Below are 14481 nucleotides of genomic sequence, written 5' to 3' on the forward strand. Positions count from 1 at the left end.
ACTTCAGAACCTGAAGCCTGGCGCCGATACGGCTCACACACAAGTTCAAAGGAATAGATATGGATTGGCTGACCAACCCGGAAATCTGGGTGGCCTTTTTCACCCTGACCGCCCTGGAAATTGTCCTGGGCATCGACAACATCATCATGATCTCGATCCTGGTCAGCCGCATGCCCCGGCACATGCAGCAGCGCACGCGGATCTTCGGCCTGGCCCTGGCGATGGTCACGCGGATCCTGCTGTTGCTGTCGATCACCTGGGTCATGCGCCTGACCGACGACCTGTTCGTGGTCTTCGGCCAGGGCATTTCCGGACGTGATCTGATCCTGTTCTTCGGCGGCCTGTTCCTGCTGTGGAAAAGCTCCCAGGAGATCTACCACGGCATGGAAGGCGAGGAAGAAGTCGGCGAAGGGCCGAAAGGCAAGGGCGGCAACTTCCTCTACACCATCATCCAGATCGCCATTATCGATATCGTGTTCTCCCTCGACTCGGTGATTACCGCCGTGGGCATGGTCTCCCATGTGCCGGTGATGATCGCGGCGATCGTGGTGGCGGTACTGGTGATGATGCTGGCCTCGAAGACCATCGGCGACTTTATCGACAAGCACCCGTCGCTGAAGATGCTCGCGCTGTCGTTCCTGATCGTGGTCGGCACCGTGCTGATCGCCGAAGCCTTCGATGTGCATGTGCCCAAGGGCTATGTCTACTTCGCCATGGCCTTCTCCCTGGCGGTGGAAGCGATCAACATCAAGATGCGTACCGCTATGCAGAAAAAGAAGCAGGAACACGAAGCCGGGGAACGACACAAGGATGTGGCGGGTCAATAACCCTGAACGGTGGGGGCCGGCAAACCGGTTCCCACGACGCCTTATGAAAATATGACATTTTTGTTTCAAGCCCGGCGCCGGTCATGCGATGCTGGCGCTCGGCCAAATAGCCAACTACAGCTTAAGGACAAGTCGTAGAAAAAAGGCGAACCGTCACAATCCGAACTTGCCCCCATGGGGCACCCGTCATGCCAGGGGGCCGTCCATGCTGACCCTGCTCAATCTGCTTTCCGCCGTGACCCTGCTGATCTGGGGCACGCACATCGTCCGTACCGGCATCCTGCGGGTCTACGGTTCACACCTGCGCCACGTCATCGGCCGCAATATGTCCAAGCGTCCGCTGGCCTTTGTCGCCGGGATCCTGGTCACCGCCATGGTCCAGAGCAGCAATGCCACTGCCATGCTGGTCACCTCCTTCGTCGGCCAGGGCCTGATGACGCTGACCCCGGCCCTGGCGGTGATGCTCGGCGCCGACGTCGGTACCGCGCTGATGGCTCGGGTGCTGACCTTCGACCTGTCCTGGCTGTCGCCGCTGCTGATCTTCCTCGGGGTGATCTTTTTCCTCTCGCGCAAGCAGACCCGCGCCGGCCAGCTCGGCCGCGTCGGCATCGGCCTGGGACTGATCATCCTCGCCCTGCAACTGATCGTCGAAGCCGCCGCGCCCATCACCCACGCCCAGGGGGTGAAGGTGATGTTCGCCTCCCTGACCGGCGATATCCTTCTCGATGCCCTGGTCGGCGCGCTGTTTGCCATGGTCTCCTATTCCAGTCTCGCCGCCGTGCTGCTGACCGCGACCCTGGCCGGCGCCGACGTGATCAGCCTGCCGGTGGCCATCGGCCTGGTGATCGGCGCGAACATCGGCAGCGGCGTGCTGGCCTTCCTCGGCACCAGCATGCAGAACGCCGCCGGCCGCCAGGTGGCCCTCGGCAGCCTGCTGTACAAGCTGATCGGCCTGCTGCTGATCATCCCGGCGCTGACCCCGCTGGCACACTGGCTCGACGGCCTCGAGTACAGCCCCCAGGAAATCGTGATCGGCTTCCACCTGCTCTACAACACCGCGCGCTGCGTCTTGCTGCTGCCCAGTATCGGCCCGATGGCCCGGGTCTGTGCCTGGCTGCTGCCGGAACGGCCCGAGGTCAACGGCAAGGCCAAGCCCCGCCATCTCGACCCCGCCGCCCTCGACACACCGAGCCTGGCGCTGTCCAACGCCGTACGGGAAACCCTGCGCATTGGCGACCTGATCGACAGCATGCTCGACGCCATGCTCAATGTGCTCAACGGCAAGCAGACCGCCGTGGCCATCGAGATACGTCGTCTGTGCGACGATGTCGAGGTGCTTTGCAGCGCGGTCAAACTCTACCTGGCGCAGATGCCCCGGGAAGACCTCGGCGAACAGGACAGCCGGCGCTGGGCGGAAATCATTGAACTGGCGGTCAACCTGAAGCTGGCCGCCGACCTGATCGAGCAGATGCTGCGCAAGGTGCAGCGGCAGAAGACCTCGCAGCGCCGCTCGTTTTCCGAGGACGGCCTGGAGGAGCTCGCCGGGCTGCACCGGCAATTGATCGACAACCTGCGCCTGGGCCTCACGGTGTTCCTCGGGGCCGATCCCCAGACCGCCCGGCAACTGCTGCGGGAAAAGCGTCGTTTCCGCGCCCAGGAACGGCGCCTGGCCCACGCCCACGTCAGTCGCCTGCAGCGCGGCGTGGTGCAGAGCCTGGAAACCAGTTCGCTGCATCTGGAGCTGATTGCCGACATGAAACGCCTGAATTCGTTATTCTGCGGCAGCGCCTATGCGGTGCTGGAAACCGCCGAGACCGGCGCCCTGGCCTCGGAAGAACTCGACGACATCAGCCAATCATCTTGAACGTCCACGGTTGCACCGTTGTCTGTGCGTAGGACCCCGCCTTCGGAAAATGGTTATGCGTTGCCTGCTGTTCGCCTGCCTGCTACTCAATACCCTGCACGCCGCCGCCCTCGATCGCTTCCAGGTCGAGGGTTATCAATTGCCCAACGGCCTGCAACTGCTGCTCAAACCCGGCAGCGAACGCGGCCACGTGGCGATCCGCCTGGTGGTGGGGGTCGGGTTCGACGATTTCTCCTGTGCCGACAAGGAACTGCCACACCTGCTCGAACACCTGTTGTTCAGTGGCGTCGACGCCAGCGGTGAAGGCGGCCTGGAAGAACGCATGCAGGCCCTGGGTGGCGAATGGAACGCCTACACCAGCAACGCCGACACCACCTTCGTGATCGAGGCCCCGGCCGCCAACCAGCGCAAGATTCTCGACCTGCTGCTGGAGATCCTCACCCGTACCGAGCTCAGCGACAACGCCATTGCCGCCGCCAAGCAGGTGGTGGAGCGCGAGGAGGGCGGCCATTACTCGCACTTACAGCGCTGGCTGGACCGCCAGGACTTCGGTCACAACGCCAGCAACCAGCTGGCGGTGGAGCTGGGACTCAAATGCGCCGAGCGCGCCGATGTCCAGCACCTGACCCGGGAGCAGTTGGAGGCCGTGCGCAAGAACTGGTACGCGCCGAACAATATGACCCTGATCATGGTCGGCGAGCTTGATCGCCTGCTCCCGGCCTACCTGGACCGGGCCTTCGGCGCCCTGGCGCCGATCGAGCCCAATGACCACCAGCCGCTGCCGGAAATCCATGACCAGGCCGCCGCCGCGCAACGCGACCTGCCACGCGGCTGGGTCGGCAACGGGGCGAAAATCCACTGGCTGTTTCCGGAGCCGGCGCTGGAAGGGCTGCCCGACGAAACCTTCGATCTGCTCAAGGACTATCTGGACTGGGCGCTGTATCGGCATTTGCGCCTGGACCACGGCCTGTCCTATGGGCCGTGGAGCGAACGCGAAGTGCTGGGCGGCGTCGGCTTCTTCAGCGTCAACGCCGATGTCGAACGCGATAATCTGGACGACGCCCGACAGGTGCTCGAAGCGCTCAGGGCCCGTCTGCTCAAGGACGGCCTCGACCCGGACACCTTCGCCCGCCTGCAACAAGCCGCCATTGCCCGCCAGGCCTGGGCGGTGCAGGGCAACAGTGCCCTGGCCGACTATTACTGGGGGGCGCTGGGCGACTACGAGGACGGTCATTTTGCCGACCCGGCCCAGGCCCTGCGGGCGGTGACGCTGGCGGATGCCAACCAGGCGCTGCGCCAGTTGTTCAAGCAGCCGGGCTACCTGCGGATCGAAAAACCGCTGCTCAGCGATGAACAGCTGATCGGCCTGGGCGCCGCCCTCGCGGGCTTGCTGCTGATCGGGCTGCTGGGTTGGCGGGCTTATCGACGCTAGACCGCGTTATCGTTCATCGCGAGCAAGCTTGCTCCTACAGGATTTGTGTCGTGCCCGGGCTTTGCGTACGACGCGAGTCCTGTAGGGGCATGGGGCCACCACAAACACGACTAATCGCGCCTGAAACGGTATTGTGTCGTGATCTTTCAACTGCCTGACTGTGAACTGCCGAATGCCGAACTGGACCCTGCATATCCAACGCCTCCTCGCACTGATGAAGCGTTATCCAGGGGTGATTGCGGCTTTCGGCTTCTGCTCCGGTATCGCCAGTTTCATCCTGGTTGATCGCCAGCAGAACTCCGCCAGCTGGATTGCGGTCATTCTGCTGGTGAGCTGGCTCTGGTTGATGCTGGAGAACGTCCTGACGCAGTTCTTCAGTCGCCTGTTCAAACACGATATCCCCGAGCCGCTGCTGCGCTATGCCACGCAGATGATCCACCAGCAAAGCCTGTCCTTTGTCCTGCCGTTCTTTTTCATTACCACCACCTGGAACAGCAGCCAGTTGCTGTTCACCGGGCTGCTCGGCGCGGCGGCGCTGGTCTCGATCATCGATCCGCTGTACTACAACTGGCTCTCGCCGAAACGCTGGCTGCTGCTGGGATTGCATACCCTGACGCTGTTCGCCGCGCTGCTCACCGCGCTGCCGATCATCCTGCACCTGACCACGCCCCAGAGCTACCAGTTGGCCCTGGGCATCGCCATGCTGTTGTCGATCCCGAGCCTGGCGGTGAGCCTGCCGCTGCGCAGCTTGCGCGGCTGGTTGATGCTGATCGGCGTGACCCTGGCGATTGGCGGCGCGGGCTGGTTCCTGCGCTCGTGGGTGCCGCCGGCGACCTTGTGGATGACCGAAGTCGCGGTGACCACCGAGCTACAGGACCGCACCCCGGGTGAGGGCCTGGAGCAAGTCAGCACCCAGCAGGTGCGCAAGGATGGGCTGTATGCCTACACCTCGATCAGTGCGCCGCGCGGGCTGGACGAGCGGATCTACCACGTCTGGCAGTTCAACGGCCGCGAAGTCGACCGCATCGCCCTGGATATCCATGGCGGGCGCAAGGAAGGTTATCGCGCCTGGTCACACAAGCAGAACTTCCCGGCTGACCCCACCGGTGACTGGCAGGTGCGAGTACTGACCGAGGGCGGCCAGATGCTCGGCGTGCTGCGCTTCAAGGTGAGCGACTAGAGATCAGGGGCCAGATCGTGCTATTACAGAGGCCAGTATCAATGTCTGTTAAGCACGGAGCTTTCAATCATTAGCGCAACGGCCGGCACCGCCCACCTGGATACCTCGAGCAGTCCCGCGCGCCTGAGGATCAGTGGTGACTGGACGCTGGCCCATTACGCCAACCTGAAGCAGCGGGCCGCCCAATTGGTCGGCCAATACGACGCCAGCACCGATATCGACCTCAATGACCTCGGCGCCCTCGACACCGCCGGCGCGTCGTTGCTGGTGGAGCTGCTGGGGGCCGATCGCCTCGGACGTTCGGCCGAACACCCGGACTGCCGCATCAGTGCCGCCGACCGGGCCCTGCTGCACACCGTGTATTGCTCCCTGGCGGATTTCTGCGAACCGGTGCGCGAACCGGAAGAAGCGGCCGGCATCCAGTTGCTCGAACGCATTGGCAAAGCCGTCGATGCCGTCTGGCAAGACACCCTGCAACTGCTCGGGTTTGTCGGCCTGATCCTGGAGACCCTGGCGCGGGGGATTTTCAACCCACGGCGCTGGCGCATGACCGCGACCGTCGCCCATATCGAACAGACCGGCCTCGACGCCGCCCCGATCGTCGCCCTGCTGACCTTCCTGGTGGGCGCCGTGGTGGCCTTTCTCGGCGCCACGGTGCTGAAAAGCTTCGGCGCCAGTATCTTCACCGTCGACCTGGTGGCCTTCTCCTTCCTCCGTGAGTTCGGCGTACTGCTCACCGCCATCCTTATGGCCGGGCGCACCGCCAGCGCCTTTACCGCGCAGATCGGCTCGATGAAGGCCAACGAGGAGATCGACGCCATTCGCACCCTCGGCCTCGATCCCATGGAATTGCTGGTGCTGCCCCGGGTCCTGGCCCTGCTGATCGCCCTGCCGATGCTGACCTTCCTGGCGATGCTCTGCGGGATTGTCGGCGGCGGCGTAGTCTGCGCCTTGTCCCTGGGGATCTCGCCGGCGATGTTCCTGTCCCTGTTGCAGGCCGATATCGGCGTCCAGCATTTCCTCGTCGGCATGGTCAAGGCGCCGATCTTCGCCTTCCTGATCGCCGCCGTCGGTTGCCTGGAAGGTTTCAAGGTCAGCGGCAGTGCCGAGTCGGTCGGCGCCCACACCACCTCCAGCGTGGTCCAGTCGATCTTTATCGTGATCGTGCTGGATGCCGTTGCCGCGTTGTTCTTCATGGAGATGGGCTGGTGAGTCGACCGCCACGGGCGCCGAGCGAGGCGGTGATCGAAGTGCGCGGGCTGTGCAATCGCTTCGGCAGCCAGAGCGTCCACGAAAACCTTGACCTGGACCTCTACCGCGGCGAAATCCTCGCCGTGGTCGGCGGCTCCGGCAGTGGCAAGTCGGTGCTGCTGCGCAGTATCGTCGGCCTGCGCAAACCCAGCGAGGGCAGCGTACGGGTGTTCGGCCAGGACCTGCGCAGCCTCTCGGAACAGGCGCGTTCCCAGGTCGAACGGCGCTTCGGTGTGCTGTTCCAGAAAGGTGCGTTGTTTTCCTCCCTGACGGTCACCGAGAACGTCGCCCTGCCGCTGATCGAACACGCCGGCCTCAGTCGGCGCGATGCCGAACACCTGGCGGCGGTCAAGCTGGCCTTGGCCGGCCTGCCGCTGTCGGCCGCCAACAAATACCCGGCCTCGCTGTCCGGCGGCATGATCAAGCGCGCCGCCCTGGCCCGCGCCCTGGCGCTGGACCCGGACATCCTGTTTCTCGACGAACCCACCGCCGGCCTCGACCCCATCGGCGCGGCGGCCTTCGACCAACTGATCCTGACCCTGCGCGATGCCCTGGGCCTGAGTGTGTTCCTGGTCACCCACGACCTCGACACGCTCTACACCATCACCGACCGGGTCGCGGTGCTGGCGCAGAAACACGTACTGGTGGCCGATGCCATCGACCGGGTCGCCGAAACCGACGACCCGTGGATTCACGAATACTTCCATGGCCCGCGTGGCCGCGCCGCATTTGACGCGGTAACCCCGCACAAGGAGGGATGAGATGGAAACCCGTGCCCATCATGTGATGATCGGCCTGTTCAGTGTGCTGGTGGTCGTGGCCGCGTTGCTGTTCGGCCTGTGGCTGGCCAAGTCCAGTGTCGACACCGCGTTCAAGGACTATGAAGTGGTGTTCAACGAGGCGGTCAGCGGCCTGTCCAAGGGCAGCCCGGTGCAATACAGCGGGATCAAGGTCGGCGACGTGCTGCAACTGAGCCTCGACCCGAAAGACCCGCGCCGGGTGCTGGCACGCATCCGCCTGGCCGGCGACACGCCGATCAAGGAGGATACCCGCGCCAAGCTGGCCCTGACCGGCATCACCGGCACCTCGCTGATCCAGCTCAGCGACGGCACGCCGCAGAGTCCCGAGCTCAAGGGCAAGGATGGCAACCTGCCGCAGATCATCGCCTCGCCGTCGCCGATCTCACGCCTGCTCAACGACAGTAACGACCTGATGAGCGGGATCAACCTGCTGCTGCACAATGCCAACGAAATGTTCTCGCAGAAAAACGTCGCCCAGGTCAGCCAGACCCTGGACAACCTCCAGCAAGCCACCGGGGCGATTGCCGGCCAGCGCGACGATATCCGCCAGACCCTGAAACAGATGACCCTGGTCAGCAAGCAGGTCAGCGCGACCCTGGAACAGACCACCGCGCTGATGCGCAACGCCAACGGCCTGCTCGACAACCAGGGCAAGCAGGCCCTTGGCAGCGCCGAACGGGCCATGCAATCCCTGGAGCAGAGCACCGCGACCATCAACACGCTGCTGAGCAAAAACCAGGACTCGGTCAACAGTGGATTACAGGGCTTGAATGAACTGGCCCCGGCGATCCGTGAACTGCGTGACACCCTCAGTTCCCTGCGCGCGATCTCCAAGCGCCTGGATGCCAACCCCAGCGGCTACTTGCTGGGCCGTGACAAGAACAAGGAATTCACCCCATGAGGCATGCCCCTCGTGTATTGAGCCAGCTTACTCTGGTTGTCGGCCTGGCCTTGAGCGGCGCCTGTTCGATCCTGCCCCAGGCGGACCCGGCGGATGTCTATCGCCTGCCGACGGCACAGAACAGTGTTCCGGCGCCCAACAGTCAGCCGGTCAACTGGTCGTTGCGCATTGCCAAGCCGATTGCCAGTGACGCCTTGAACAGCCCGAATATCGCCGTGGTGCCCCAGGGTGACCTGATCAGCCACTACAAGGCCTCACGCTGGAGCGATCCGGCACCGGTGTTGCTACGCAACCGGATTCTCGACGCCTTCCAGCGCGACGGTCGGGTGCGCCTGCTGAGCACCGACGACAGCAACCTGCAGGCGGATTTCGAGCTGGGCGGCGAGTTGCAGGCCTTCCAGACCGAGTACCGAGGTCAGGGGGCCGAGGTGGTGATCCGCTTCGATGCGCGGCTGGTCCGTGGGATTGACCAGCGGATCCTCGCCAGCCGGCGCTTTGAAGTGCGCCAGCCGATCAATGACAAGCAGGTGCCCGGCGTGGTGGCGGGCTTCGGCCAGGCCGGCGACAAGCTGATGGCGCAGCTGATCGGTTGGGCGGTGCAGCAAGGCGAGGATTCAGCCAAACGCTGATCAGCCGAAGAACCAATAGCACACCCCGATCGCCGCCAGCACCCCGGCCAGTTCCGCCAGCAAGGCGCAGCCCACCGCGTGTCGCGCCCGCTGGATATTCACCGCGCCGAAATACACCGCCAGCACATAGAAGGTGGTTTCGGTGCTGCCCTGGATCGTCGCCGCCACCAGCGCCGGGAAGCTGTCCACGCCCTGGGTCTTCATGGTCTCGATCAACATCGCCCGCGCCGCACTGCCGGAGAACGGCTTGACCATCGCTGTCGGCAACGCATCGACAAAACGCGTATCCCAACCGGCCCACTGCACCAGGTGACGAATGCCGTCGAGGCCGAAGTCCAGCGCCCCGGAAGCCCGCAGCACACCAATCGCGCAGAGCATCGCCACCAGGTACGGCAACAGATTCCTGGCGACATCAAAGCCCTCTTTTGCCCCTTCGACAAAAGCCTCGTAGACCTTCACCTTGCGTAACGCGCCAATGACCAGGAACAGCATGATCAGGCCGAACAGCGTCAGGTTGCCGAGGATCGACGACAGGCTGGCCAACGCCGTGGCCGACAGCCCGGCCAGCACTGCCATGAAGCCGCCGAGCAGTAAAGCGCCGGGAATCAGGTAGGCCAGCACCACCGGGTCCCACAACCGCAGGCGCTGCATCACCGCCACCGAGAGCAGGCCGACCAGGCTCGAGGCGCAGGTGGCCAGCAGGATCGGCAGGAACACCAGGGTTGGGTCCGCCGCGCCTTGCTGGGCGCGGTACATGAAGATGGTTACCGGCAGCAGGGTCAGGGACGAGGCGTTGAGCACCAGGAACAGGATCTGCGCGTTGCTCGCCACGGTCTGGCTCGGGTTGAGCTCCTGCAGGGAACGCATGGCCTTGAGGCCGATGGGCGTGGCGGCGTTGTCCAGGCCCAGGGCGTTGGCCGCGAAGTTGAGGGTGATCAGGCCGATGGCCGGATGGCCGCGCGGCACGTCCGGCATCAGGCGGCTGAACAGCGGCCCCAGGGCCTTGGCCAGCCAGTCGACGATCCCGGCCTTTTCGGCGATGCGCAGAAAGCCGAGCCAGAGGGTCAGGGTGCCGAACAGCAGGACCATGACATCCACCGAGAGCTTGGCCATGGCGAAGATGCTTTCCACCATCGCGGCGAAGATCGCGGGGTTGCCACCCACCAGCCATTGCGCCAGCGCCGAGACGGTCGCCACTACGAAAAAGCCAAGCCACAGGCCATTGAGCATCGGGAAAACTCCTTGAAGATGCGGCGAATGATAGCGGTCGGGCCAGAAACAACAAACCCCGGAAAGTCCGGGGTCTATCGATCAGCTTTGGCAGTACGCGGACCTGTAGGAGCAGAGCTTGCTCGCGAAGGGGCCAGCGAGAGCACTAGAGGCTTCGCCAGCAAGCGCCATTCAATCAGCCCTTGGAAGCCTCGCCCGCCGGCAGCGGCGCCTTGCTGCGCCAGTGCGGCAGGGAGTTCCAGTAGCGCTCGCCCTTGGCATCGTCGTACATGCCTTCCCAACGGGAAATCACCAGCACCGCCAGGGCATTGCCGATCACGTTCAGCGCGGTCCGCGCCATGTCCATGACCCGGTCGACACCGGCGATAAAGGCCAGGCCTTCCAGCGGAATACCGACGCTGCCCAGGGTCGCCAGCAACACCACGAAGGACACGCCCGGTACCCCGGCAATGCCCTTGGAGGTGACCATCAGGGTCAGCACCAGCAGCAATTGCTGGCTGATGGACAGGTCGATGCCATAAAGCTGGGCAATGAAGATCGCCGCGATGCTCTGGTACAGGGTCGAGCCGTCGAGGTTGAAGGAGTAACCGGTCGGCACCACAAAACTGCAAATGGCTTTCGGCGCGCCGTAGGCTTCCATCTTCTGGATCACCCGTGGCAACACGGTTTCGGAACTGGCGGTGGAGTAGGCCAGTACCAGTTCGTCCTTGAAGATGCGCATCAGCTTGATCACCGAGAAGCCGAACAAACGGGCCACCAGGCCGAGCACGGCAAAGGCGAAGAACAGGATGGCGGCGTAGACCAGCAGCACCAGCTTGGCCAGCGGCAGCAGGGAGGCGAAGCCGAAGCTGGCGACGGTCACCGCGATCAGGGCAAACACACCGATCGGCGCGTAGTTCATGATCATGTGGGTGACCTTGAACATGCTTTCCGAGACGCCCTGGAACATCTTCACCAGCGGGTCGCGCAACTCGGCCTGCAGGCTCGACAGGCCGAGGCCGAAGAGCACCGAGAAGAAGATGATCGGCAGCATTTCGCCGCGGGCCATGGCGGCAAAGATGTTCGAAGGAATCAGGTTGAGGATGGTTTCGATAAACGCATGCTCATGCTGCACTTCGGCGGCAGTGGCCTTGTACTTGGAGATGTCCACGGTGCCCAGGGTGCTCATGTCGATGCCCGAGCCCGGGTGGAACACGTTGGCCAGCAGCAGGCCGACCACAATGGCGATGGTGGTGACGATCTCGAAGTAGACGATGGTCTTGAGGCCGATGCGCCCCAGCTTCTTGGCATCGCCGACACCGGCAATGCCGACCACCAGCGAGGAAATGACAATCGGGATAACGATCATCTTGATCAGGCGGATAAAGATATCGCCTGCCGGTTGCAGGACGTTGCCGATCCACCAGGCCTTCTCGGCACTGAAATGGTTGAGCAGCGCGCCGACTGCAATCCCCAGTACCAGACCGATAAGGATCTGCCAGGCGAGGCTGAGCTTTGCCTTCTTCATGTCGTTACCCTTGCTTCAAGTGGAGTCGGACAGAAGCCCCTCACCGTTGCACTGATGCAGGTCAGGTGATGGCAACTGTCCCCCATGGAAGGTCATCGCCCACCGGCCTGATGGCTTTTTGGCAGGCGAAAAAAGGCGCAACTATTCCCATGCAAGGGGGGGACGTCTAATGCCGTAAACGCCTACCCCATGCCGAATCGGCATGATCCTTGTTCAACAATACGACCGTTTTGTCCCCCATCAGCAGGACATTTCAGCCGAAAAAAGTGCCGTAGACCGGCCATTTCAAAGCATTTTTTCCTCTACGACACGGGAATGAATCTAGGCCAAATAAGTAGAAAACTCCTACAAATTCAATCGTAAACGAGGGGTAATCAGAGGGGTGTTTCTAGACGTACGGTCACATCGGAAAAATGCACCCGCGGAAAAGGCCACTTAATGTCAGAACGACATAGGGTCAAAGCGGCAAACGCGGTCATGCAAAGACAGGAGCGGCCGCCCGTCAGCAGGGCGGCTGTGGCTCATGGTCAGCCTCGACCACGGCGTCCGAACAGGAAGGAAACCACGAACATCACCAGGAATACGACAAAGAGGATCTTGGCGATACCCGTGGCTGTACCGGCGATGCCACCAAAGCCTAATACCGCGGCGACAATGGCAATGATCAGGAATGTGACTGCCCAGCTCAACATGGTGATTCTCCTCGACTTACAAGTGTTTGGATGCAGCCTTTACTGCTCCGGGTACTGCCCCGGGCTATCATCCGACAGCCCGGTTCTTGCCTAGAACACCCAGCGCTGCTGCAACGGCTCGTCAGGCACCTGGGCTTGATCGACCGACGTCAGGCGGTAGGCGGCGGGGTCGCTGATACTGGTAGCGGTCGCGCTGAAATGGGTTTGTTGCAGGACATGCCCGGGCAGGCGCTGGACCTGGACACTGGCCTGGTTCCAGCGTTGGAACTGCTGGCCGGCAATCAGCGTGACCAGCAACGCCAACACGGCAAACAATCCTTGCTGCAAGTGCAGTGGCGAGAGATGGAGATGGGCGGCACGTGGGCGATTCATCCTGAAACTCCTCCGACTCAATGATGGGTGTTGCGGGGTCGGCAGAGATGAACCAGACCGACCACCGCGAATGTTCTTGAGAGGAACATTGCAGTCTGCATGCCAGCTTTTTTATTGAAAAAATATCAATAAAATCAATAAGTTATAAAACACACAAGATTGATCGACCAGCATCCTGCACGATGCCCGCCATACGGTCGTGCGTATTGCACGATGAATCCGTAGGAAATAGCCCTACCAAAAGAATAAATAGTAAGAAAATCAGTAGGAATTAGCTGAGAGCCCAACTGTCGGAAGCAAAGAGCCTAAAAAATTCCCCAAATCAGCGGGTTAGCAATCAGGGGCGCAGACCGTTACCCTGCTTGTCATAAGGTCAATCAGAAACAGCTCTCTAACGTGCCGGATATTTCCGGTAGAGACTGAAAACTTTTACTAAAGGAGCATGGGAGATGGAGTCCGCCACGGAACATCAAGGCCGTATTCTGCTGGTGGATGACGAGTCCGCCATCCTTCGCACCTTTCGCTATTGCCTGGAAGACGAGGGCTACAGCGTCGCCACGGCGAACAGCGCGGCCCAGGCCGAGGCCTTGCTGCAGCGCCAGGTTTTCGACCTGTGCTTCCTCGACCTGCGCCTTGGCGAAGACAACGGCCTCGATGTCCTGGCCCAGATGCGCATCCAGGCGCCCTGGATGCGCGTGGTGATTGTCACCGCCCACTCTGCCGTGGACACCGCGGTCGACGCCATCCAGGCCGGTGCCGCCGATTACCTGGTCAAGCCGTGCAGCCCGGACCAACTGCGCCTGGCCACGGCCAAACAGCTGGAAGTGCGGCAACTGTCGGCGCGCCTCGAGGCCCTGGAAGGCGAAGTGCGCAAGCCCAAGGACGGCCTCGACTCCCACAGCCCATCGATGATGGCGGTGCTGGAAACCGCGCGGCAGGTGGCCGGCACCGACGCGAACATCCTGATCCTCGGCGAGTCCGGGACCGGCAAGGGCGAACTGGCCCGGGCCATCCATGGCTGGAGCAAACGCGCGAAGAAATCCTGCGTAACCATCAACTGCCCGTCGCTGACCGCCGAGCTGATGGAAAGCGAGCTGTTCGGCCACAGCCGCGGGGCCTTCACCGGCGCCAGCGAAAGCACCCTGGGCCGGGTCAACCAGGCCGACGGCGGGACGCTGTTTCTCGACGAGATCGGCGATTTCCCCCTGACCCTGCAGCCCAAGCTGCTGCGCTTTATCCAGGACAAGGAATACGAACGGGTCGGCGATCCGGTGACACGACGGGCCGATGTGCGGATTCTCGCCGCGACCAACCTCAACCTCGAAGACATGGTCCGCGACGGACGTTTTCGCGAGGACCTGCTCTATCGCCTGAACGTCATCACCCTGCACCTGCCGCCCCTGCGCGAGCGCAGTGAAGACATCCTGATGCTCGCCGATCGTTTCCTCGCCCGCTTCGTCAAGGAATACGCGCGACCAGCCCGCGGCTTCGGCGATGAGGCCCGCGAAGCCCTGCTCAACTACCGCTGGCCGGGCAATATCCGTGAACTGCGCAACGTGGTCGAACGCGCCAGCATCATCTGTCCCCAGGAGCGTGTGGAGATCAGCCACCTGGGCATGGCCGAGCAACCGGCCAACAGCGCACCGCGCATCGGCGCCGCGCTGAGCCTGGACGAACTGGAGAAAGCCCATATCGGCGCGGTACTGGCCAACAGCGATACCCTTGACCAGGCCGCCAAGACACTGGGCATCGACGCCTCGACGCTGTACCGCAAACGCAAACAGTACAACCTGTGA

13 protein-coding genes are annotated in these 14481 nt (G+C 62.8%); 9 read left to right on the forward strand and 4 right to left on the reverse strand.

From position 1 onward, the window contains the following. Positions 1–59: 59 nt before the first annotated feature. The 8 genes from M5C01_RS21825 to M5C01_RS21860 all read left to right on the forward strand — a co-directional run bounded on the left by M5C01_RS21825 (position 60) and on the right by M5C01_RS21860 (position 8884). A complete protein-coding gene (locus M5C01_RS21825; RefSeq protein WP_152736515.1) occupies positions 60–827 on the forward strand; it encodes a TerC family protein in 768 nt (255 codons plus the stop codon). Between the two features lie 205 nt (positions 828–1032). Next, the gene (locus tag M5C01_RS21830; protein WP_152736516.1) at positions 1033–2691 is read left to right on the forward strand and encodes a Na/Pi cotransporter family protein; all 1659 of its coding nucleotides are present in this window, start codon (positions 1033–1035) and stop codon (positions 2689–2691) included. 55 nt (positions 2692–2746) lie between these two features. After that, positions 2747–4123: a pitrilysin family protein gene (locus M5C01_RS21835; RefSeq protein ID WP_152736517.1), complete on the forward strand. Its 1377-nt coding sequence runs from the start codon at positions 2747–2749 to the stop codon at positions 4121–4123. Positions 4124–4295: 172 nt separating this feature from the next. After that, positions 4296–5303 (forward strand): DUF5924 family protein, encoded by a 1008-nt coding sequence (locus M5C01_RS21840; protein ID WP_103496289.1) that lies wholly within the window; start codon positions 4296–4298, stop codon positions 5301–5303. Between the two features lie 66 nt (positions 5304–5369). Next, positions 5370–6515, forward strand: coding sequence for an ABC transporter permease (locus M5C01_RS21845; protein WP_103496288.1), 1146 nt, complete (start codon positions 5370–5372; stop codon positions 6513–6515). Then, positions 6512–7315, forward strand: a complete 804-nt coding sequence (locus M5C01_RS21850; protein ID WP_103496287.1) for an ABC transporter ATP-binding protein — start codon at positions 6512–6514, stop codon at positions 7313–7315. The genes M5C01_RS21845 and M5C01_RS21850 overlap by 4 nt, the downstream gene beginning before the upstream one ends. A 1-nt stretch (position 7316) precedes the next feature. Next, positions 7317–8255 (forward strand): MlaD family protein, encoded by a 939-nt coding sequence (locus tag M5C01_RS21855; protein WP_152736519.1) that lies wholly within the window; start codon positions 7317–7319, stop codon positions 8253–8255. After that, a complete protein-coding gene (locus M5C01_RS21860) occupies positions 8252–8884 on the forward strand; it encodes an ABC-type transport auxiliary lipoprotein family protein (RefSeq protein WP_152736520.1) in 633 nt (210 codons plus the stop codon). Before M5C01_RS21855 ends, M5C01_RS21860 begins: the two co-directional genes overlap by 4 nt. Here M5C01_RS21860 and M5C01_RS21865 read toward each other — a convergent pair whose 3' ends face one another. The 4 genes from M5C01_RS21865 to M5C01_RS21880 form a co-directional block, all read right to left on the reverse strand. Continuing rightward, entirely contained in the window at positions 8885–10114 is a 1230-nt protein-coding gene (locus M5C01_RS21865) for a spore maturation protein (RefSeq protein WP_152736521.1), read from the reverse strand. A 175-nt stretch (positions 10115–10289) separates the two neighbouring features. Continuing rightward, positions 10290–11621, reverse strand: a complete 1332-nt coding sequence (gene gltP, locus M5C01_RS21870) for a glutamate/aspartate:proton symporter GltP (RefSeq protein ID WP_103496283.1) — start codon at positions 11619–11621, stop codon at positions 10290–10292. Between the two features lie 527 nt (positions 11622–12148). Beyond that, on the reverse strand, positions 12149–12313 hold the full coding sequence (locus tag M5C01_RS21875; protein WP_100940022.1) for a DUF1328 domain-containing protein: 165 nt from the start codon (positions 12311–12313) through the stop codon (positions 12149–12151). Positions 12314–12403: 90 nt separating this feature from the next. Next, the gene (locus M5C01_RS21880) at positions 12404–12685 is read right to left on the reverse strand and encodes a hypothetical protein (RefSeq protein ID WP_152736522.1); all 282 of its coding nucleotides are present in this window, start codon (positions 12683–12685) and stop codon (positions 12404–12406) included. A 449-nt stretch (positions 12686–13134) separates the two neighbouring features. On the opposite strand from M5C01_RS21880, the gene algB reads away from it, so the two are divergent. Next, positions 13135–14481 carry a sigma-54-dependent response regulator transcription factor AlgB gene (gene algB / locus M5C01_RS21885; protein WP_103496281.1) on the forward strand — a complete coding sequence of 449 codons (1347 nt, stop codon included), beginning with the start codon at positions 13135–13137 and terminating at the stop codon, positions 14479–14481.

The sequence above is a fragment of the Pseudomonas sp. MWU12-2319 genome (genome assembly GCF_023242525.1).
GTDB lineage: Bacteria > Pseudomonadota > Gammaproteobacteria > Pseudomonadales > Pseudomonadaceae > Aquipseudomonas > Aquipseudomonas gingeri_D.